Raw genomic sequence first — 20,405 nt, forward strand, 5'->3', positions numbered from 1 at the left:
GAAAAACCCACTATGTTATCAATTATCGTTGCATATGATCAAAAACAAGGCATTGGCATTAAAAACAGCTTACCTTGGAAACTATCTGATGATTTGAAAAATTTTAAAAAACTAACTGAAAACAATTATATCGTCATGGGTCGCAAAACCTTTGACTCGATTGGACGCGCACTGCCTAATCGTAAGAATATCATCCTTACGCGCCAAAAAGATTACACACAAGACAAATGCGCCATCGTTCATGATGTTGAGCATATCCTTAATCTAGCCAAAGACAAGCCTCATTATGAGATCTTTATCATCGGTGGCGCGGAGATCTATAACGCTTTTTTACCCTTTGTCGATCGTTTATACATTACCAAAGTAAATGCATTAAAAGAAGCTGATGCTTTTTTCCCACAGTGGCAAGAAAAAGAATTTAAGCGCATTGGACAACGCAGTTATCATAAAGATCAAAACAATGAATGTGATTTTGATTTTGAGGTATGGGAAAGACTTTGAAGTTAAGTGTTAATATTCAAGTCCACTACGCTATACGCCCATCCGTAAGCCGATAGACCTTATCCATTTCGCTAGCAAAGCGCTCATCGTGTGTTACAACAACAAATGCAGTTTTAAATTCACTACTTAATTGATGCATTAATTGCAATACTTTCTCAGAATTCTCCGCATCAAGATTACCAGTTGGCTCATCAGCCAAGATACAACCAGGCTTAGTCACTAAAGCACGCGCGATAGCAACACGTTGGCGCTCACCACCTGATAATGTACTAGGCTTGTGTTTAATGCGATGGGCGAGTCCCACCGCTTCAAGCATGTGCACCGCATCTCTGTGCGCTTTTGCTTTAGAGATATCCTTACGCATCATCAATGGCAGCATGACATTATCTAGCGCACTAAACTCAGGCAGTAAATGATGAAACTGATAAATAAAACCTAAATGCCTGTTTCTTAATAAAGCACGTTTATTGGCTGACAATGCATCCATGCGTTTTCCCGCAAGGTGAACTTGGCCTTTGGTTGGCGAATCAAGACCCGCGAGCATATTCAAAAGCGTGGTTTTGCCAGAGCCAGATTGCCCTAAAATTGCGACCTTTTGCCCATATTCAACATGCAAGTCAATGTCATGCAAAACACCGGTTTCAAGCTTGCCTTCTTTATAAACTTTATCAACACCCTCACAAAAGATAGCATATTGATTCAATTGAATATCACTCATAACGCAATGCCTCCGCTGGTTGAACTCTTGAGGCACTCCACGCTGGATAAAGAGTTGCCAAGAAACTTAAAATAAGTGACGCAATGGCTACATGCACTAAGTCGCTCATAACGAGCTTTGATGGAATAAAATCAATTTGATACACACTTGGACTTAAGAATTGCACATGAAATACCACCTGAATCCAATTAACAATTTCCGTTGCATTAACCGATAATACGACACCTAAGAGAATACCAATAATCGTACCAATCACGCCAATTGCTAATCCTTGAATAATAAAGGTCATAATAATTTGCCGTGATGACATGCCCAAGGTACGCATAATCGCAATATCTGAACGTTTATCGGTAACAACCATCACCAGCGACGATAATAAATTAAAAATTGCCACAGCAATAATCAGCATCAAAATAAAAAACATCATCGTTTTTTCCATTTGCAATGCTTGAAAGAAGCTCTTGTTCTCATCCGTCCAATCGCGCGCCATATAGAAATCTGGCAATATTTGCGTGTTTAACGTCTCCTTTAAAAACGGTGCTTGATAAATGTCTTTGACACCAAGCTGCAAAGCGCTAACTGAGTTGCCCATTTGAAACAATTTAGCAGCATCATTGATATTAACCAATGCATAATAACTATCATATTGATAACTGACACTAAAAATGCCCGAGACTTTAAACTGCTTTAAGCGCGGAATCATGCCGGCTGGTGTTAGATTTGCTTGTGGCACAATAAGGGTAATTTTATCCCCAACTTTGACGCCTAGAGAGTCTGCTAAATACTTACCCAGAATGATATTAAACTTACCCGATTGCAATGATGACAAACTCCCTTGTTGCATATGCTCAGCAATTGGTACTACTGATCCTTCATACTTTGGATCAATTCCTTGAATCGCAGCAAAAGCATTGGTGGCATTAGCAGATAACATGCCTTGACCTTCGATAATTGGAGCGGCACCTGAAATACGCTTATCTTTTTGCTCAAGTGTTTGCGCTAGATTCTCCCAGTTATATAGCTTACCACCGGCTTGATAGACCTTAACTGGTGGCACCATCATCAAAATACGATCTTTGATTTGCTCATCAAAACCATTCATCACTGACATTACTGTGATCAATACAGCAACACCAAGAGCAATTCCAATAAATGAAATCGCTGAAATAATCGAAATAAATTGATTTTTCTTTTTTGCGCGCAAATAACGCAAACCAATAAACAAGGGTAACGGTCGATACATCTAGTTATCCGTCAAATTAAACGCATCGGCATCATAACATAGTTGTGCTTGATGACATAACCTACATGACAATTTCATTTTTTTTGTGTATTTTGCGGCAATGATATTTCCATACATTGCAATGAGGGAGCTTAAACATGCTTAAAAAAATCACATTAATTACATCTTGCATTGTCTTTGCATCATTCGCGCAAACAACATTTGCCAACATGCATAGCCCATTGAATCCGGGCGTTACAATGGGTGAGCTCAGTCAACGCATGCCAGTGCACTGGGTATCTATTGAGCAAATAAAGCAAAGTTTAGTCAATACCAAACCCATTAATGTCGGTTTTGATGTTGATGATACTCTGCTATTCTCAAGTCCTGGTTTCTTTCGTGGCAAGCAGGAGTTTTCACCCAAGAACAATGAGTTTCTCAAGAATCCCCAATTCTGGCAGAAAATGAATAATGACTGGGATTATTTCTCCACTCCCAAGCAATCAGGATATGCACTTATTCAAATGCATCTTAAACGAGGAGATCATATTTACTTTATTACGGGGAGACCGAAAACAAAAACCGAAAAATTAACTAGCATTTTGCAGCATGATTTTGATATTCCTAAAGATAAAATGAATCCAGTTATCTTTAGTGGTCCTAAGCATGGCGCGAAAACACCTTATATTAAAGAGCATAAAATCACACTCTATTATGGCGACTCTGATGGTGACATTACCGATGCACGTGCCGCAGGTGCTAAAGCAATCCGTGTCCTGCGTCCTTTAAACTCAACGAATAAGCCTATGCCACATAATGGTAGCCTTGGTGAAGAAGTGCTCGTCAACTCTCAATATTAAACTTAATTTGAACTTATTTGCATTTAACACTTGATTTTAAACTTTTTTAGAACATAATAAGCAGTAGATCAACGGCAATGAGATGGGTTCATGTTAAATAACAAAGAGCAGCAAGTTTTAAACATTATCCAGAGTTTTCAAGCTAAAAATGGCTACTCACCTACCTTTAGTGATATTGCAGATGCTTTAAATCTCAAATCAAAAGCCACAGTTTCTTACTATATTAAAGCGCTCAAAGAAAAGGGTTATATTCACATCCCCAAAGGTAAGCGCAAGCATATTGAAATCATTGATCAAGCAGATAATGAACAGCACAATCTTCTTCATTTACCATTGGTTGGTACGATTGCCGCAGGTTTACCGTTAGAAGCTTATGAGGTGATAGAAACCATTGATTTATCTGAGCTTTTGAATATGCCTGATCGCTATTTATTAAAAATATCGGGCAACTCAATGCAAGATAGTGGAATTCTAGATGGTGATCTGGTGCTCATTCAAAAACAGCATATTGCCCGCAACGGTCAAATTGTCGTGGCATTAATCGATGAAAAAGAGGCAACATTAAAAGAATTTAAAATGCAGGATAATAAAACTGTAACACTTATCCCCCACAATGAAGACCTCCCCCCGATGATCTATCCTGCGCATCGCGTGAGCATTCAAGGTGTTTACTTGGGAATGCGCCTGGATAGGTCATTTTTGCTATAGAAAAAGAGAAGGAGAAAATCATGCTGAAATTTAACGGTCAAATCAGTTATACTTTACAGCTAAGTAAATATGAACAAAAACATTATGAACAACGCCGCCAAGCGCTAAAACAGCGTCTTTATCAAAGCGTATAATGTTAATTCATTAAATTAATTTAAATAACTGAAGTTGTGTGTTTTATAAACACCCTGTCAGCCTGCGGCTGCCACCCCTCTTGCAAAGAGGGGAATTAGGCAATGGTAATTTTATATTTCCCTCTTTGCAAGAGGGGTGCCGAGTTTGCGAGGCGGGGTGTTGAAACAGAAAAAGTGCATGATCTTAGTAAATAGAAACCAAACCAGGAGGGTTTATGAAACATTCATCTTCATTTGAAAATAATTTGCGCCATACCGAGCTTAAACTTGAGGCGGAAGAAATGCTAAGTGCTGGTGTGCCTTTATCGGTGATTGCCAAAACATTAAAACTAAAAATCAGCGACATTTTAGACTTGCAATAAATCCAGATTACATATGAGCTTAACTGCACTGACGACGATAAAAGAGCCTCTGAGCCTAAGTGACTTTTTAACACAAGTTAAACAAACTATCGATGAGCGCTTTAATGGCAATCATGGTTATTGGGTGCGTGGTGAGATCTCGCAATGGCAAAAAAATGCAGGACATTTTTATGGTGAGCTCGTTGAGTTTGACGATAATACCCAACAAATAATTGCCAAAGTACGCATCAATATGTGGGCAAGCATGGCGATTAAGATTAATGCTAAATTCCAACGCAGCACAGGGGAGTCGTTAAAGTCAGGACTAAAAGTATTGCTTTTAATCGAGCCGAGCTTTCATCAAACTTTTGGCCTAAGTCTGAATATTCTTGATATTGATCCAAGCTTCACCTTAGGTGATCGTCAGGCGCGTAAGCAAGCTATTTTGACGCGATTGGAGCAAGAGGGCTTGCTCCATAAAAATCTTAATCTTAAGACACCTAATGATTTCACATACGTTGCCGTAGTATCAAGTAAACATGCCGCAGGGCTTCAGGATTTTTTCACTGAAGCGGAACTCTTACAAAAACATCATTTATGCCAATTTGATGTCTATCATGCCAGCATGCAAGGCAAAACCTGTGCAACTGAGATTACCACACAATTGCGTGCGATTTACAAAGCCATTAAAGCGCAGCAAAAAAACTATGATTGCATTGTTATTATACGTGGCGGAGGTGCTGAATCTGATCTTGATGGCTTTAATTACTTTGAACCAGCCAATGCAATTTGCCATATGCCGATTGCTGTTTTTACCGGCATTGGGCATAAGCGCGATCAAACGATACTGGATCAGCTTGCCAATAAAAGTTTTGATACCCCATCCAAGGTTATTCAATTCATTAAAGAAAATATCATTACCAAAGCACAAAATGCACAAAAGCATTTTGACTTTACCATGAGCCAAGCACGTCATTTAGTGCAACACCATCATAAAGATGTTGACTCTAAACACACGTCAGCACAACAGCTTATAAAAACAACGCTCAATCATCACAAAACGATTTATACGCACTATTTCCAATTAATTATAAGCTTCTCAAAAGAAGCCTTAAGTTATCAAAAACAATTGCATGAGCGCCACTACCATGAACTAATGCAATTAACACATCGCTATACACGTATTGCGCAAAGCAATATCGAATATATTGCAACACATGTACACACTGTAGCAAAGGCGCTGCTACAACAGCACACATTTCAAATTACCCACTGGCATGCAAGCACATTGACGCAAGCCAAATCCATCCTAGAATACGCCAACAACACGATTCAAGGGCAATATAAGTTAATCTTAAGCGCTTCAATCGAACCAACGCTTAAGCGTGGCTTTAGCCTAACAAGTTATGACGGGAAATATATTACCTCTGCCCAAAGCGCCAAAAGCTGTGATAAACTCACCATTCATTACCATGATGGTCAAATAGCTGCAGAGATTACAAATGACAAATAAAACCAAAACTTATGCCGAAAACTACGCCATTTTAGAAGAGATAAACTATCAACTTCAGCAAGGTCAAAATAACCCCAACATGATCGATGAACTCGCCCCCATGTTGGAAAAGGCATCCAAAAGCTACCTTGTTTGCAAAGAGCGTATTGCCGCTGCCGAGAAGTTTATCGCTGAATTTGAGAATAAAAATAATCTCTAAAGCGCCACTTCAGCACTTCATTTCCAGCAGCATCGTGCTACCATGCCTTTACTAGAGCATATATCTTTAAATGAGTCTTTCTGTGTTGCAACGACAGCTAAACTGTTTGTTATTCTTGTTAGTGTTTAGCCTATTTGGATTTGCTAATGCTAATAATTTCTTAGCGAATAATAGTTTTAGCAATATTGATCTCTTTAGCTCACCCGAACAGTCTTTTAACAAGCTCAGCGTGATAGAGACTCAAAACAAAGGTGAAATCACCTTATGTTGGCGCATTCCCAAGGGGCAATATCTTTATAAAAACAAGATTAGCATACAGCTACAACATGCTGATCAAGCAAAGCTTGGTGAGATTTACTTTCCTCCCGCAAGCACACATCCTGTGTTTAAAAATGAGCCTGTGTATACCAATCAAGTATTACTGCGTATCCCGCTATCAGGTGAAATAACACCTAATAGTAAGCTTGAGGTTAAATACCAAAGTTGTGACAATAATTTATGTCATTTACCCCAAATCAAAGAAATTGCAATTGATCAAAATGTATTACCTTATGAGCAAAATGACTTTAACTGGTTGGGTATTTTAGCACTTCTTGGCGTTGGCTTATTACTTGCCTTCACACCTTGCGTTTTACCTATGTTGCCAATTATCAGTGCCATTGTTGTTGGTAAAAATCATAGTAAGTTTTACAGCTTTCTATTAGCACTTTCTTATGTGCTTGGAATGTCCGTGATGTATGCCATTTTGGGCATCATTATTAGCAGCATTGGGCTATCTTTCCAGATTTTCTTTCAGCAAAGCTGGGTCATTGTTTTACTTGCCGGATTATTTTCTGTATTAGCCCTATCCATGTTTGGTGCTTTTCAAATTCAACTGCCTCAAGCGCTTAGTGCGCGCCTTGGACAATCACAACACAATATTAAAACTGGCGGCATATTCGCAAGCTTTCTCATGGGGGCAATTGCAAGCTTGGTATTATCACCGTGCACATCAGCACCATTAATTGGGGTATTAACGACCATTGTGCAAACCGGCGATATTCTTTACGGAGGTGTCGCACTTTTTGCATTGGGCTTTGGCATGGGTGTGCCACTGATGCTCATCGCACTTGGGCTTAAGCGCTTTGTACCGAAATCAGGCGCATGGATGCAGGAAATCAAAGTCATTTTCGGCTTTGCCATGTTGACAATGGCAATTTTTCTCTTAGGGCGCATTACGCTATTAGAAACTATTATTTTTAGCCTATATGCTCTATTGATTAGCGCTTATTTACTCTATCTTGTTTATGCATCTGTTATATCGGCATCTATTCAACAAAAAACCAAACATTTTATTGCGACCATTATCTTGTTTTTAGCGTTGTTAACTATAGTTGCTAATCACACTCTACACACTACAAACAAACCAACTACAGCCTCTACACAAAATGACTTTACTACGGTCTTTAATAGCCAAGAGCTCAAGCAACAAGTCACTTTAGCATTAAAAACGCATCAATATGTTTTAATTGATTACTTCGCACATTGGTGTGAAAACTGCTTAAAGCTTAAAGCCATTTTGCTATCGCCTACCATGCAAGACTACTTTAAGAAAAATAACATCAAGGTTATTAAGGTGGATGTTTCAGACTATAACGCCAATAGCACAGCGCTACTTAAAACAGCGAACGTATTAGGTTTACCAACACTTATTTTACGCAATCAGCAAAATAATGAGATCAAGCGCATTGCAGGCGTAGTTGATGTTAACACATTGAAGCAGCAATTTAATACAGTGCTCTCAAAAGAGCATCTGGCTATAAATTAATTCGCCCATTAGCATATTGATGTATTAGCGCTTTAAAAACACTTTGATATTTTAGTCCTTGAGCTTTAGCACGAGCTTTTGCTTTTTCCAATTCACTTTCTTTAATAGCCAAACTGATCTGCCGAGTTTTACTTCCTTGCTCAACCTCGTATTTAAAAGCAACTAGTTCATCATCAGCGATGTTTTTAAACTTTCCCTCTTCAATGTCACTAAGCATTTGTTGCTCGAGTTTTTGGATATCATGTTTCATGGCTCACCTACACTATATTTTTTATTCAACTTTCGATCTTTAAATGCCGTCACCATATAGATCACTTTTGGTTCCTCTTGCAAAATAATACAAGGCACTTTATGAATATAGCTATTCATATTAACAACGAGTACAATCTGATGCGCATATTCACGTTGATTCTCATGCTTTTGAATGTTGATTAGCTGACCGGATCTAATCGCCTCTTCAATATCATCAAAACCAAAGCCACGCTCTCGGATCAGCTTCTCGTTTTTGTCATTATCCCAAGTAAATAACATCTACCAGATTTACATATTTATTTAATATGAATTTAGTCTAGTCTAATACGTTTTGCAAAGCAAAGAATCTCTATTTTATTTTACAAACACTTTAACTTCGACTACTTGAGGGGAGTTGATATAGAAAAATCGCGTCACAACATTAGCCACATATCGCACATAAGCATAATAATGTGGATAAGTTGCCTCAATCACAAGTACATTGCTTACATGATCATAATTAACTGCTTTAATCACCGACTTAAAAAACTGATATCTCTCTGCATTTTCCTCACCATAGAGGAATTTTAATGCCAATAAAAACCCATCATTATTACGAATATCCAGATCGGAAAAAGCTCTAAAAACCTGCACCACACGATCAATATGACGAAAGCTATTTAGTCTTAGCTCGGACTTTAAAGCAATCAATTCAAAGTGCGCGCTTTGAGTGGTAAAGCTATTGGTGCTTACCTTGATCAAACTGCCGTGTTCGGCTTTTTGGGTCCATTCTACTTTGGCAAAAATCCTTTTCTCAATATCTAGCGCCTCATTGATATCTTTAGGAGAATAGCTAAGTTTACCGACATGCTTATGAAAGACATATTCACTGACCGTATGATTGTAGTAATCTTTATACGGCTGGTTATTAACCCATACTTGATGAACATAGCAAGCGCGAGCCTCGGGATCCTCTGGGTGGAGCAAAGGGATTTTATCATAACGCTCATCAATTTTTTGTGATGTTGAATAAGCTTCAAATAGATTAAATAGCGGAACAATATTGGTAATAAACAATCGATCCTTCTGGCTAATGAGCTCAAAAAAGTCTGCTCTATCATATATCCCAACGGGAAACATCAACATCATTTCTTTGACTTTGGCAGTCGTCTCAGTCACTGGAATCTGCGACAGTTCAATGCTTAATTTCAAAGAAAACTCAGGTGACAATAAATCTAGTCGCGTTTTATCATTTAAACCCAAGGTATATGCATCACTATTGTAAACCGTCGCTAAAACCTCCTTTTGCGCACCGTCATCATAGATGACACGCACTTTAATTTTATTCTCTTTAAGCAACATTTCTTTTAATTGACACAGTTTAAACTCGGCTTGTTTCCACAACAAAGGATTGATCCACAAATCAAAGACATTGTGATTAAGCTCTGTTGGGGCATCAGTCTGTAATGAAACCTGCGTCGAGGTCGTTGTTAAATCGACATGATCAACCTTAAAACACGTCAAATTAACTTCGCTTAAATTGCTATAATGAAACTGCTTTTTTGCTTGAATATCATAAACATCAAAACGCTCTTTTGGCTCAAGGCTTAAACAAGCTTTTTTAATCTTTGACTTAACCGCAATGAGCATATGCTTAGGCAGCTGCATTAAGAGATTTTGATTATAGCGCGATAAACGATAATCTCGCTCATTTCTAAGTTGTGCCACCAAGTTGCTTTGAATATCCTTACCCAATGCCTCAAACAAATGGGTCAAAACCTGATAATGATCATCGGATAAATCATAGTTTTTGCTAACAAAAGCCGTTTTTTCATCGAAAAAATTCATATCCTTCACCCTGTCATTGTTGTCATTTGTGATGGATTAATAAAGCTAATTACTCCGCCAACTGCCGTCGTACACATCGCTTTATTATTCATCGTATTAATGGGGGAGCCTTGTACCATCGTCATAATATTCGTTGGAATAAACTGTCCTGCTGGAATGCACGGCGAAATCGGTTTTAATGGATTCCATGCCGGATTCGTCACTGCTGTGCAACTTGGCATCGGCAAGATATTTACCATAGGTGCCGCATCGGTGATATTAGCTGCCGGCTTGTTATTAATCAGCACGGTTGCACGTAACGTACTATACATCCCAGGACCCAAACCAAAAGTGCATAACATTTGCGAGCTTGTACAAGTGACCATTGTTGCCTGTGGTGAGCCGCTACTGGCACTTAATGCACTTGCTGCTTGACCACTTAATACGGCTGTATTACTCATCGAGTTATTTAAATTTGCTAAAGCAACCTCAAGTTCAGCTTGCTCAGCAACCTGTTTTGCTGTTTGTGCGCTTTGAATATTACGCTGCTGAACTGCGATCACATTTTGCATCTGTATCGTCTTTGCCTGCATTTCATCTAACGCTTTGGCTGCATTTTTTGACTTTTGCGCATGTGAACCAATCTCGCCTGCAGCTAATGCCAAGGCACTATTAATTTCATTAATTTCATCTTCAATATGCGCTAAATTCTCACAACTTTGTAGCTGATTCAACAGCTTAGGTGTTTCAGGAATTAGGTCGTTGACACTAGGAATACCAGATGTTGACATACTCGGTGACGCACCACTTAACAAGGCTTGCATGTTAGGTAGCGATTGGCTCCCCATGGCATTGATAAAGTTTTGTTGATCCAATGCCATAAATTGATGCTGATAATTAAGCACTGGTGCCAACACATCATTAAGATTAGCCACACTCGCCATAGAGACACCGCTAGGTAATGGTACCTCCTTATTTAGCAACATTGACAAGCAATTTTGTAAGTCTTGTAAAGGAGATAATAGATCAACCGACAACGGAGGTAAGTTTGGCACTCCCATCAAGGGCGGCATCGAAAAGCTCATCGCATTTGCTAAACTTTGACATAATGCATCAAGTTCCATTTGAATTTGCTTAAGCAAACTTAATACATTAGGCAATGACATTGTATTAAGATCAATCCCTTGCAAAAAGCTTGCCAGATCAGACAATGATGCCAAGCTTGGCGTATTGGCGCTAGGCAAACTGATCTTGGCAATAAGCGATTTTAACTGGCTAAAAGCATCCAACACTTCATCACACAAACAGCTTGCCATTTGCATATTCGCCGTCGGCGTTTTAGGTAGATTTTGTGATAGATTTTGAAGCTTCATAATTTCTGCATTGATACTTGCCTGCAATGCCAATGATTCATTACCTTGTTCAGCCAATATTGCATTCAAGCTTGCCGTATAAGGCCCAACAATAGCGCTACTATCAAAGCTTCCACCTTGAGGTGATTGAGGTAATTTAGGCAAATGATCTAATGCGCTTTGTAGCTCAGTCATTTTTGGCAACATTTCTTGTGCATTGAAACTCATGTCAGGCACACATGGACAAAGTGAGTCATGTAATGCATTAGCATTTGCGGCAAGTTGTGATTGAAATGCCAAAGCTGTTGGTATTTGTTGCTTAAACTGATCTAACGCCGCTGTTGTGCTTTGTAAATGTGCTTGATAATTTGCTAAGAGCTCATCGCTACTGGGATTCCCCTGCCATGCCAACGCACTTGCTTTTAATCCCGAGAACTCTGTCATAACCGCAGCGTTAGCATTGGTTAATTCTAATAATGGTGATGCGCTTGCCTGTGATTGAGCAATGAGTAAACTTGGCGTCACTTTAGCAACACTTGTCAAATAATCACTTTGCAAGCGTGTCACTTGCTGCGATGGCATACTCGCAAATGCTTGCTCGAAACGCGCCTGCTTAGCAATTTGTAGATCACTGCCAATAAGATGTGCTGTACCATGATCATTTAACACCATGACGACACCCTCACCGGCAACGACCTCCATCTTGCGATTTTCTGTTGACCCACTTTGCTTAACTGCTGTTGATTGCGCATCGCCTAACATCCGCGCCTTTTTACTGACATTTTCAGCCACTAGTGGTAAACCAGCAGGCACCACAAACATCGACCAACTTTGCACTTGCCCATTAAGCTTACTCAATGCTTGTTGCTTTTGTGGATCTTGCGTACTACTTGCTAGCTCTTGTACATGTGCTGATGCCGTATTTGGATCTCCTAGCTGCACATTTTGTGCTTTGGTAACTTCTTCATGGTAACTGACAATTGATTTAACCATTTCAGCATCATGCTCAGGCAGTTTTATTTGCCCTGTTTTCTGCAAAAAATCTATGTTTTTCATCATTAATTGATCACTCATGGGTAAAACAGCTGTATTTGCAGTCTTAGCATCGAAAGCAGCATTGGGATACCCCATAAAATCAGCTAGGGTTTGCTTTTTTGCAATCTCACTCACTGCATCTTTGCCTGTATTGCCTTTATTCCCATTACTCAAATCACTTAACTCTTTTGATAGATTCTCTTGATACTGGGCATACGCCTGTGTCTGACTGTTGATATCTTCAACACTACTTTCTGAATTTAAGCCAAGAATATTTTTATGGATCTGTAGCAAACTTGTCTTTTGATTGCTATCGTTTGCTACATTAGTAGCACCTATTGCGGGGGCTTGTGTTTGGCTTTTCTTTAGCTGATCACCCAGGGTATTGATATATTCACTACTAGGTGTCATAGTTTGCGGATCAACATTAACTCGCTGTGATTGCCTCATTAATAGAGCTTTCTTTTCACTTTGCTGAAAATTACTTACTTGCGGGCTTAAATTCTCAGATATTTTAGCAACTTTTGACATATCACCAGTGGTTCTTGCATCGGTTAATGCATCATTTGCCGCTTTTAAACTTTGTATATTTGGTGCATCTGGTGCTTGAGTTGATCTCGAGGTCAAATCCGCAATTAATTTCTGTGTTTGATCGAGATTAACACTCTCAAGACCACTGACTTTATACTCAGGACTCGCATACTGCTTCAATACACTTAAGTTACGCTGCAAAACACTACTTTTTTGTGTTAAACCTTGTGTTTCACTTTCATTGTAGAGCGATAAATTTTCGATAAACTTTTGGAAATATGCCAATTCATTTGCCATAGCCAATCCTTAACCCACCGAGGTGGTTAAACCTTTTACCGTTGTACTTGTCGTGCCTTTAATATCCACTGTCATACCTTGTACAGAAGCCGCTTGAGTGGCCTTAACAGCAACACTACCACCTTGTAAACTCGCACTACTTGTTGATTTTAAACTAAGTGAACTGGAGCCCGTAATACTGACTTTATCCGCATTAAGCGTAATTTCACCGTCTTTGACCTCAATCACACTGCTACCCACTGCAAGCTTAATATCCTTGTCTTTCAGTGAAATGCTCGTACTACTTTTTTGAATCAACACCTCATCTGTGGTCACTTTGACCGTGATATCTCCAACGACAAATGCAATTGTTTTTTCTGCTTTTAAGCTATATTCATTGCCAATTTGCAATACCGCGTCACCCACACTTTTATATTGGATATTGCAGACTTCTTTTTCTTCTTTCCCCTTCACAGCAACCGAAATCCCGTCGCTGTTCATTGCGATTGCGTGCTTTGCCATTATGAGTCCTTTTTAACGCTAAATTGATTAATGGTGAAGCTCACACTTTCACCCTGCGGTTTCTCAATATAATACTTCCAACCAGATACCGGTTGATGCTTTAAGATAAAATAAATAGCAACAGGCGTATCACTCACATCTAAAGAGATCTTTTGCGCCCCTTGATCTGGCATAAATACATAGCGGGTAACGCCTTGATCAAGCGCACTTTGACTAATGGTTGCATAATCTGCAGTAACAAAGTTCTTTTGGTCTGCCGGTTGGCTAATCAACATTGTGATTGGCTGCTTATCATTGGCATCTTTTGACATGTCAACCTTCACCGTCATTGTTGTCGAATGATACCAAGGGATTAACGAGCAGCCACTTAACATTAAAAACACTGCTGCTATTGTTATATATTTCATCATTTTTGCCATTGTTTTGCTCCTGCCCTAACTCTTTTTTATTTCCAACCAAACCTCATTCCAAAAAACACCCCGTCAGCCTGCGGCTGCCACCCCTCTTAAAAAGAGGGGAATAATAAGGGGGCATTGCAGTATTCCCCTCTTTTTAAGAGGGGTGCCGAGCTTGCGAGGCGGGGTGTTTATAAATCATAATCTACGCTTGAAAATTATCCGCATTATTGTCTTGTTGATACTTAACCAGTTTTAAAATATCTGACTTTAACTGAAAGCTCACGACAAATGGCGCTACTTTGCTATTGTCACTACTGATTTTCCAGCTGCACAACCAATCACTATCGCAATGAGCATCCGCCAACATCTTAAAGACCGCCCACTCACCTTGATAGGTTTTTTGATAAGTTACATTGCTGTTACTTAACCAACCAATGGATACGGTTGGTTGCAACTGCCAATCATAAACAACCGGATGATTGCTTTGGTCATAGGTATCTAATCCCAATACACGATCCTTGCTACCAATTTGCATAAATGACAGCACCATTTTGCTAATGCCATCTAGGGAAACCTGTTTAAAAGGTGTTGCTGCGACAAACATATCCACCGCTCGCGGCTTGCCATCTGTTGTCCATAAATCACTTTGCAAACGATAGAAGTAATTAAATGAATCGATATAGCTCACAAGCGTCTTTTGTTGCTCTTGAGTTAAATTATTATCAACTTGCCAAATGCCACTAATCGCATCTAAATGAATAAAGCCTTTAAGTAATGAATACATCTCATTGTAAACAACACCTTTAGGTCCAAACATGTCATTTAACGCATCTGAGCTAATAATACTACTGGAGTTCAAATCCAATGGAAACTTGCTTTTCACCAGTGCAATTTTAGGTACGATATCAAGATCCCATTGCTGTTTCAAATCAGTAATAAGATACTGCGCAACACTCAAGCGAATGATACTCTCTGGTACTTTAAGCAATTGATAGGCCTCATTATTTGGCACACCTAGGGCATCGATCAAACCATTGAGCTTAGCTAATAATGAATCTTCTTTGGTTGAATTGATCTCTTCATATAAACGTGTGTAATTTTCACGATTACGTTGATAGAGATTATTACTCACAGATGATAAAACTTGTTTATAGTCTTGGTATTTTGGAGATGCGACAAACTCATTTAATCGCGCGAAATTATTCGGAATAATTTGCAGCTCCGCGGGCAGAGTTTCCCCTTTACCAAAGCTTGTATTGGTCTTGATATAATCAAGCATATTGCTAAATGGCGTATTATCTGAAGTGATATCAATCAAAAACATCTGCAAGTTATCAATCGACACCTTGGTTGGCAAAGAGTTTTCCAATACTTGATTCAACATCTGCACATATTGACTGGCATAATGTGTTAACGCTCCCTTTTCCAAACGATCAAATGCGCCATAGTTGATATTGTATTGTTGCAGTAATTTCACCAAACTCTCATAGCGATTTAATAGCGGTAATACCGAGTTCATCAACGTGTTTTTTGAATAGACTAATGACACGGCGGTTACATTACGCGAGAAGACTGTTTTGAAAGTGTATTGATAGTAATCACTATCATCGAGCAAATTAATCGTATTTTGATTGCGATTGAGCACGCTAACCAAAATAGAGTTAAGCTCAGCACTCAATAAAATACGCTTCCACACCTGCTCTTTTGATTGATCGACTGAACGCTTACTAAAGAAAGCATTGACTTTATCGTTATAGTGAAACATTTGCTCAACAATGTCTGAGAAGCTTGTGATATTGTTCTGTGTAGCTGGAATAAGGTTTTGCAAATCGATCAATGCCGTGCTACCGCTACAATAAGACTGATCCTGCGGTAAAGCACTACCCAATTTTGCCAAGAACTTGCTAACACCTGAATTATTAAGTAAATCGTTAGTTAACATATCTGGCACAACTTGCTGTAATAAACATACTTCTTGATGGGTAATCACATTGCGACTGATATACTCTTTTAGCTGATCATTCGTCGCATGAAAGTAATCACCATCAAAAAAGGTGCTCAACATCTTACCTGAAGCAATCGAACTTGCTGAATTTATGATTTTAGAGTCATCAGATTCTGCGTTGTATAGATTACTCGGAATGTGTGAGACCAGCTTGCTGTTGTTACTACCATAACGATACACGATACCTAATTGCTCAGAAGACAAGCCAGTAATTAAAGAGATCAATGAAATATTATCCTTAAGCACATCAGCAACCTTGCTTGAGTTAGTACTGGCAATAAGCGATAAATAAATCGCCTTGTGTAGATAGTCTTCTGTTTGATATATTTTTGGTAATAGCACGTTTTCATACAAATAATTAGCATATAAGCGGTTTAGTGTTTTATTACCATGCGCATTATATAAAAAAGGCAATAATAATTGACTACGATAATAGCTTACCCATTGCTCATAAGTCTTAGCGGCTGCCTCTGTTTCCATCGTATCTAATGGTGCAAAAGGACGCTTCAATTGAATAAATTCACTAAACTCATATTGTTGATAGGCATTATAGGCAAACACCGTACTAAAGAATGCCGAAACAAATACTACCGCAGGCACTAATACATGCCTTGGCTTTAACGCATTTTTATATGCTTTGGAGCCAAAATCAAAGAACGTACTGTGATAGTTTTTAGCATGTATACCAAAATCAAGATGAATCGCTTTGGCAGGCACTTGACTATAAGCGCCTTGCGTTAACTCAGAAACTAATTGTATCGCTGGCAAAGTCGCACGCTCAATTTGATAAGCTGCCGTTAACGCACGCTGCACTTCAGTCGTATGATTGCTCAAATCACTTAATTTCACTGAGATTCGATGACGGATAACAGCAAACTCATCATCCAAGGTTGTTTTAATCTCCTCAGCAGAGCTTGGCGCTTCAAAGCTTATCTTAGTATCATGTTTCAACAAATCAAAAAGCGCTTCTATTTCCTCATCCATCGCAAAATCAGCAACCGATAAATGTATCTGATAATTTCCATGTGAGAATAAGGGCATTTGTGCCATAAACTTCTGAAACATTGCAAACTGACTCGATATAAAATCATTACTTGTCGCCTTTAGTAATACGACAGGCAGCTGAATCGCACCACGGTGATAAAGCTTATTCAAAAAACCATTAAACAACGGGACATTTAACTGCTTGGTACTTTCTAAGGTAACCACGACAATCATCTTTCCATGTCCAACAATAATCGATTGATTCGCATCAATAATAGTAATCTCAAAGGCATCTAAATCAATCAAACCACCAAGATAAGTCAAGGCATGATCCATATTGCCTTCATAAACACATAAAAAGGATGGCCAAAATGAATGCTTTGCCTGCTTTTGAATATTTAGCTGAGCATCTGCATATGGGTTTTTATTTTTCTTGGCTTTCGGTGCTGCTTTTTTCAAGCGACCAAACATTGACGTTGCCTTGCTTTTTTCAGTCTTTAAGGTTTTGATCAACCAAACAATAAAGACCAAAAAAGCAGCCACGCCCATCGCGCCAAAAAGCATCACGGCATATTTACTGGTTAATAGACTCATTTTGACTCCTTTTCATCACTAAAGCTTAATATAATTCCCTGTTTATCACTAAACGCCAAGGCGTTAATCCCCTCGCCATTTTTTGTTGATTGTTTTAAGTTAAATTGTTGATCATTCGCATCTTGGGTATAACTAAGTGCACATTCTTGTTGTGCACCATAGAGTGTTTGCTGTGCTATTTTTTGTGAGGCTTTATCTTCAATTGTTGCTGTATTTAGTTTAACGGATTTAATTTCGACGGTTTCTGCCGAGCTAAACTGCAACAACACAACATCACCATTTCGTAATAAATTAAATGTATTTGCTGTGACGCCAAAGCCTGCTACTGGCACATACAGTGGTGCAGGTTTGGTAGGATCTTTATAGAGAGCTTTTGGCAAATTACATGCATAGCTTAATAAGTTCTCACTTTGCTTGGCATAGACATAATCGGTGAGTTTAGTGCCTTGATCGTCAGCAAATGAGCTTTCAGTTTCAGACTGGCCTTTATAAAGCTTATAAGCATATTTGACACTATCATCAACATCTTTACCAATCGTTACCATTGCTTGTGTCTGAAATGTCACAAACGATTGATATTGAGGTAAGTCATTTGCCTTAGCACTTTGATCTAGCCATTGACTTTGAAGCTGCACAAAATGAGTAATACCAGCAGGCACACCAATCATCGTGATCTTCTCATAGCGATCCTTGTCCGTTTCTGACTCATAGTTTTGCTCGGTTAATTTACGCTTCACAAACTCGATCGTTGCCTTATTCTGCATAAGCTGAAAACGTTGAGCACTTAAGATTACCGCTGTGCTTTGCCCGACAAAGGTATTTTGCCATTGTGTTTTATCCAAGGCGATCAAGTCATAACTTGGTGTTATCGGGAAAAAAGGCATCAGCTCACGCAAACTCACCTGAAATTTCGCCACACAAGCTAAAGCGCTTTGCAAATCGCTTGTAATCTTTTGCTCGGTATTGGTGTAGATCTTGGGGTCTTCAACGAACTGAACGCGATCAAGTGCAAAACCTTTGATTAATGGCTGTTTTTCATTATAAATTTTTGCCAAGGGTTTTCTATCCGTACTCATATCTGCTAGATTCATCATATTCTGTGTTTTTGACCATAGTGGCTGTACTTGGCAGTGTGCATGATCGATTTGAAATAAATCTTTTGAGGTTAATGTACCCTTGCCTTCAGGTTTTTTTTGCCAATCACTGCTTAGCGCATCATATAAAACATAGCTGCTTTTGCCCTTTGTGAGCTTACTGTAGTCATACACCAAATAAACACTGTAATGATCCAAAGCTTCAATGAAATAATCATAGAAACTACGTACGTAAGCGGATACCATTATTTGTTTTTGCTTGGTTGCAAGCTTTTTGCATTTGGCTGCATCAATCTGCACCCAACTTTGGAAGAAATTATTGTCATTAAACACATCGATATATGATTTATCAAAATCAACATAAATAGGTTGATGTTGTGACCAGAATGCCTTTAGTGGATCGCTAAATTTCAAGGTGAAAGATGGCAACATCGAGGCAATTTTACTTGTTTGCTTATGAATATTTTGTTCAACCAAAGGATCGGCGAATTGTAAATGATCATCGTTTGCCATGGAAGCAATTGCTTGTAATTGCAACTTAGTCTGATACTTGGTGTTTTTCTTATCAGGATCATCAAAAACATAGGTATTCTCTAATGTAATCGCCATTGATAACGGAACATTCTGATACAAAAATGCATAATCTGGATGCACGCCATCATCATATGAGATTTGAAACTTAAGCATGCCATCAAAACCATAGCGCTTAAGCTCAAGATCAAGCTCAGTAATATGGTAATTAGCCAACATCAAACCTTTAAACTGTGACTTTTCTGTTTGGTTTTGATACTTGTTACTGACTAATGTTAATGGCTTTGTTGCTAGATTTTCATCTAATGGATTAAGCTCAATCGTGATAACTTGTTCAACGATAAACGGATCATATCCAATCACTGGACGAATCTTGGTTTGTAGAAGTGCGAACAATTTGCGTGACTCGTTTTTACTGACAATGCTAAGTGCGAAAAAGCGTGATAACTTATTCACCACCTGCTTAAATTTAAAAATATCCACGCCATCAAGTTGCAATAGCACTTCTTCAACCAATAAAGTCTCAAGCTCATCCAACATTAAGCGTGCATTCTCAAGCATGTTCGATGTATTTTGAAAATTTGTCTCTAGGATCTCATCCAATAGATTAATAAAAGTCAATTTTTCAAAATACACCTTAAAGGGGCGTATCACATAACGTGATAGCACACCGGCAGATAATAAATCAAGCACACGAGCATAAGCAATACTTTGGCGAAATCCAGGTTTTTGTTTGGCTTTGATTAAGCCTAGAATCTTTTGATGCAATAGCTTTAATTTATCAATACTCTGATCATTTAACTCATCAATTACGGCAATGGTTAATATATCTAGTAATGCATGTGAGATATAGGCAAAACGTTCTGAGCTTAAGCTCAAATTCGGCAAAACTTCGGCTAAGATATCTGCTAATTGCACATTAATGTCTTTCATTTCAGATGTCTTTTGCTCTTGTTCTACGACACTTGTGCTCTCATCATCAAGCGTCTTGCTTTCATCTATTATTGCCATACCTATACTTC

Annotated in this window: 17 protein-coding genes; 7 read left to right on the forward strand and 10 right to left on the reverse strand. The window is 38.7% G+C overall.

Annotated features, from left to right (window positions below; genetic code table 11):
* The first annotated feature begins 12 nt into the window (after nucleotides 1–12).
* The gene (locus NYP54_RS05025) at nucleotides 13–501 is read left to right on the forward strand and encodes a dihydrofolate reductase (RefSeq protein WP_283157424.1); all 489 of its coding nucleotides are present in this window, start codon (nucleotides 13–15) and stop codon (nucleotides 499–501) included.
* A gap of 25 nt (nucleotides 502–526) precedes the next feature.
* Here NYP54_RS05025 and lolD read toward each other — a convergent pair whose 3' ends face one another.
* Both lolD and NYP54_RS05035 read right to left on the reverse strand, forming a co-directional pair.
* Nucleotides 527–1,204 carry a lipoprotein-releasing ABC transporter ATP-binding protein LolD gene (lolD, locus tag NYP54_RS05030; RefSeq protein ID WP_283157519.1) on the reverse strand — a complete coding sequence of 226 codons (678 nt, stop codon included), beginning with the start codon at nucleotides 1,202–1,204 and terminating at the stop codon, nucleotides 527–529.
* Between the two features lie 7 nt (nucleotides 1,205–1,211).
* Nucleotides 1,212–2,462: a lipoprotein-releasing ABC transporter permease subunit gene (locus NYP54_RS05035; protein ID WP_283157425.1), complete on the reverse strand. Its 1,251-nt coding sequence runs from the start codon at nucleotides 2,460–2,462 to the stop codon at nucleotides 1,212–1,214.
* 137 nt (nucleotides 2,463–2,599) lie between these two features.
* Here NYP54_RS05035 and aphA point away from each other — a divergent pair, with 137 nt between their 5' ends.
* The 6 genes from aphA (at nucleotide 2,600) to dsbD (ending at nucleotide 8,003) form a co-directional block, all read left to right on the forward strand.
* A complete protein-coding gene (gene aphA / locus NYP54_RS05040; protein WP_283157426.1) occupies nucleotides 2,600–3,301 on the forward strand; it encodes an acid phosphatase AphA in 702 nt (233 codons plus the stop codon).
* Between the two features lie 90 nt (nucleotides 3,302–3,391).
* Nucleotides 3,392–4,009: a transcriptional repressor LexA gene (gene lexA / locus NYP54_RS05045; RefSeq protein ID WP_117003577.1), complete on the forward strand. Its 618-nt coding sequence runs from the start codon at nucleotides 3,392–3,394 to the stop codon at nucleotides 4,007–4,009.
* A 349-nt stretch (nucleotides 4,010–4,358) separates the two neighbouring features.
* Entirely contained in the window at nucleotides 4,359–4,505 is a 147-nt protein-coding gene (locus NYP54_RS05050; protein ID WP_283157427.1) for a hypothetical protein, read from the forward strand.
* Nucleotides 4,506–4,518: 13 nt separating this feature from the next.
* Nucleotides 4,519–5,997 (forward strand): exodeoxyribonuclease VII large subunit, encoded by a 1,479-nt coding sequence (xseA, locus tag NYP54_RS05055; protein ID WP_283157428.1) that lies wholly within the window; start codon nucleotides 4,519–4,521, stop codon nucleotides 5,995–5,997.
* On the forward strand, nucleotides 5,987–6,196 hold the full coding sequence (gene xseB, locus NYP54_RS05060; RefSeq protein WP_117003579.1) for an exodeoxyribonuclease VII small subunit: 210 nt from the start codon (nucleotides 5,987–5,989) through the stop codon (nucleotides 6,194–6,196). Before xseA ends, xseB begins: the two co-directional genes overlap by 11 nt.
* An 85-nt stretch (nucleotides 6,197–6,281) precedes the next feature.
* Nucleotides 6,282–8,003 carry a protein-disulfide reductase DsbD gene (gene dsbD, locus NYP54_RS05065; RefSeq protein ID WP_283157429.1) on the forward strand — a complete coding sequence of 574 codons (1,722 nt, stop codon included), beginning with the start codon at nucleotides 6,282–6,284 and terminating at the stop codon, nucleotides 8,001–8,003.
* Here dsbD and NYP54_RS05070 read toward each other — a convergent pair.
* The 8 genes from NYP54_RS05070 to NYP54_RS05105 form a co-directional block, all read right to left on the reverse strand.
* On the reverse strand, nucleotides 7,993–8,253 hold the full coding sequence (locus tag NYP54_RS05070) for a hypothetical protein (protein WP_117003581.1): 261 nt from the start codon (nucleotides 8,251–8,253) through the stop codon (nucleotides 7,993–7,995). The two genes, dsbD and NYP54_RS05070, sit on opposite strands and share 11 nt — an antisense overlap.
* A complete protein-coding gene (locus tag NYP54_RS05075; RefSeq protein ID WP_283157430.1) occupies nucleotides 8,250–8,534 on the reverse strand; it encodes a hypothetical protein in 285 nt (94 codons plus the stop codon). Before NYP54_RS05075 ends, NYP54_RS05070 begins: the two co-directional genes overlap by 4 nt.
* Before the next feature lie 75 nt (nucleotides 8,535–8,609).
* Complete coding sequence (gene iglH, locus NYP54_RS05080) at nucleotides 8,610–10,082, reverse strand: type VI secretion system baseplate subunit TssF/IglH (protein WP_283157431.1); 1,473 nt, start codon at nucleotides 10,080–10,082, stop codon at nucleotides 8,610–8,612.
* Between the two features lie 5 nt (nucleotides 10,083–10,087).
* Nucleotides 10,088–13,276 (reverse strand): DUF4280 domain-containing protein, encoded by a 3,189-nt coding sequence (locus NYP54_RS05085; RefSeq protein ID WP_283157432.1) that lies wholly within the window; start codon nucleotides 13,274–13,276, stop codon nucleotides 10,088–10,090.
* Nucleotides 13,277–13,285: 9 nt separating this feature from the next.
* Nucleotides 13,286–13,777 (reverse strand): type VI secretion system tip protein TssI/VgrG, encoded by a 492-nt coding sequence (gene tssI / locus NYP54_RS05090; RefSeq protein WP_283157433.1) that lies wholly within the window; start codon nucleotides 13,775–13,777, stop codon nucleotides 13,286–13,288.
* Nucleotides 13,777–14,196 carry a type VI secretion system lipoprotein IglE gene (gene iglE / locus NYP54_RS05095; protein ID WP_283157434.1) on the reverse strand — a complete coding sequence of 140 codons (420 nt, stop codon included), beginning with the start codon at nucleotides 14,194–14,196 and terminating at the stop codon, nucleotides 13,777–13,779. The genes tssI and iglE overlap by 1 nt, the downstream gene beginning before the upstream one ends.
* Nucleotides 14,197–14,377: 181 nt before the next feature.
* Complete coding sequence (locus NYP54_RS05100; RefSeq protein WP_283157435.1) at nucleotides 14,378–17,758, reverse strand: hypothetical protein; 3,381 nt, start codon at nucleotides 17,756–17,758, stop codon at nucleotides 14,378–14,380.
* Nucleotides 17,755–20,394 (reverse strand): hypothetical protein, encoded by a 2,640-nt coding sequence (locus NYP54_RS05105; protein WP_283157436.1) that lies wholly within the window; start codon nucleotides 20,392–20,394, stop codon nucleotides 17,755–17,757. The genes NYP54_RS05100 and NYP54_RS05105 overlap by 4 nt, the downstream gene beginning before the upstream one ends.
* Nucleotides 20,395–20,405: the final 11 nt, after the last annotated feature.

This window comes from Cysteiniphilum sp. QT6929, from assembly GCF_030035755.1.
Lineage (GTDB): Bacteria > Pseudomonadota > Gammaproteobacteria > Francisellales > Francisellaceae > Caedibacter > Caedibacter litoralis.

Excerpts from the sequence above, each read along its gene's own strand:
- NYP54_RS05025 (WP_283157424.1), top strand. The coding sequence starts at position 13 with ATGTTATCAATTATCGTTGCATATGATCAAAAACAAGGCATTGGCATT.
- NYP54_RS05035 (WP_283157425.1), bottom strand. The coding sequence starts at position 2,462 with ATGTATCGACCGTTACCCTTGTTTATTGGTTTGCGTTATTTGCGCGCA.
- aphA (WP_283157426.1), top strand. The coding sequence starts at position 2,600 with ATGCTTAAAAAAATCACATTAATTACATCTTGCATTGTCTTTGCATCA.
- lexA (WP_117003577.1), top strand. The coding sequence starts at position 3,392 with ATGTTAAATAACAAAGAGCAGCAAGTTTTAAACATTATCCAGAGTTTT.
- NYP54_RS05050 (WP_283157427.1), top strand. The coding sequence starts at position 4,359 with ATGAAACATTCATCTTCATTTGAAAATAATTTGCGCCATACCGAGCTT.
- xseA (WP_283157428.1), top strand. The coding sequence starts at position 4,519 with ATGAGCTTAACTGCACTGACGACGATAAAAGAGCCTCTGAGCCTAAGT.
- xseB (WP_117003579.1), top strand. The coding sequence starts at position 5,987 with ATGACAAATAAAACCAAAACTTATGCCGAAAACTACGCCATTTTAGAA.
- NYP54_RS05070 (WP_117003581.1), bottom strand. The coding sequence starts at position 8,253 with ATGAAACATGATATCCAAAAACTCGAGCAACAAATGCTTAGTGACATT.
- NYP54_RS05075 (WP_283157430.1), bottom strand. The coding sequence starts at position 8,534 with ATGTTATTTACTTGGGATAATGACAAAAACGAGAAGCTGATCCGAGAG.
- iglH (WP_283157431.1), bottom strand. The coding sequence starts at position 10,082 with ATGAATTTTTTCGATGAAAAAACGGCTTTTGTTAGCAAAAACTATGAT.
- NYP54_RS05085 (WP_283157432.1), bottom strand. The coding sequence starts at position 13,276 with ATGGCAAATGAATTGGCATATTTCCAAAAGTTTATCGAAAATTTATCG.
- tssI (WP_283157433.1), bottom strand. The coding sequence starts at position 13,777 with ATGGCAAAGCACGCAATCGCAATGAACAGCGACGGGATTTCGGTTGCT.
- iglE (WP_283157434.1), bottom strand. The coding sequence starts at position 14,196 with ATGGCAAAAATGATGAAATATATAACAATAGCAGCAGTGTTTTTAATG.
- NYP54_RS05100 (WP_283157435.1), bottom strand. The coding sequence starts at position 17,758 with ATGAGTCTATTAACCAGTAAATATGCCGTGATGCTTTTTGGCGCGATG.
- NYP54_RS05105 (WP_283157436.1), bottom strand. The coding sequence starts at position 20,394 with ATGGCAATAATAGATGAAAGCAAGACGCTTGATGATGAGAGCACAAGT.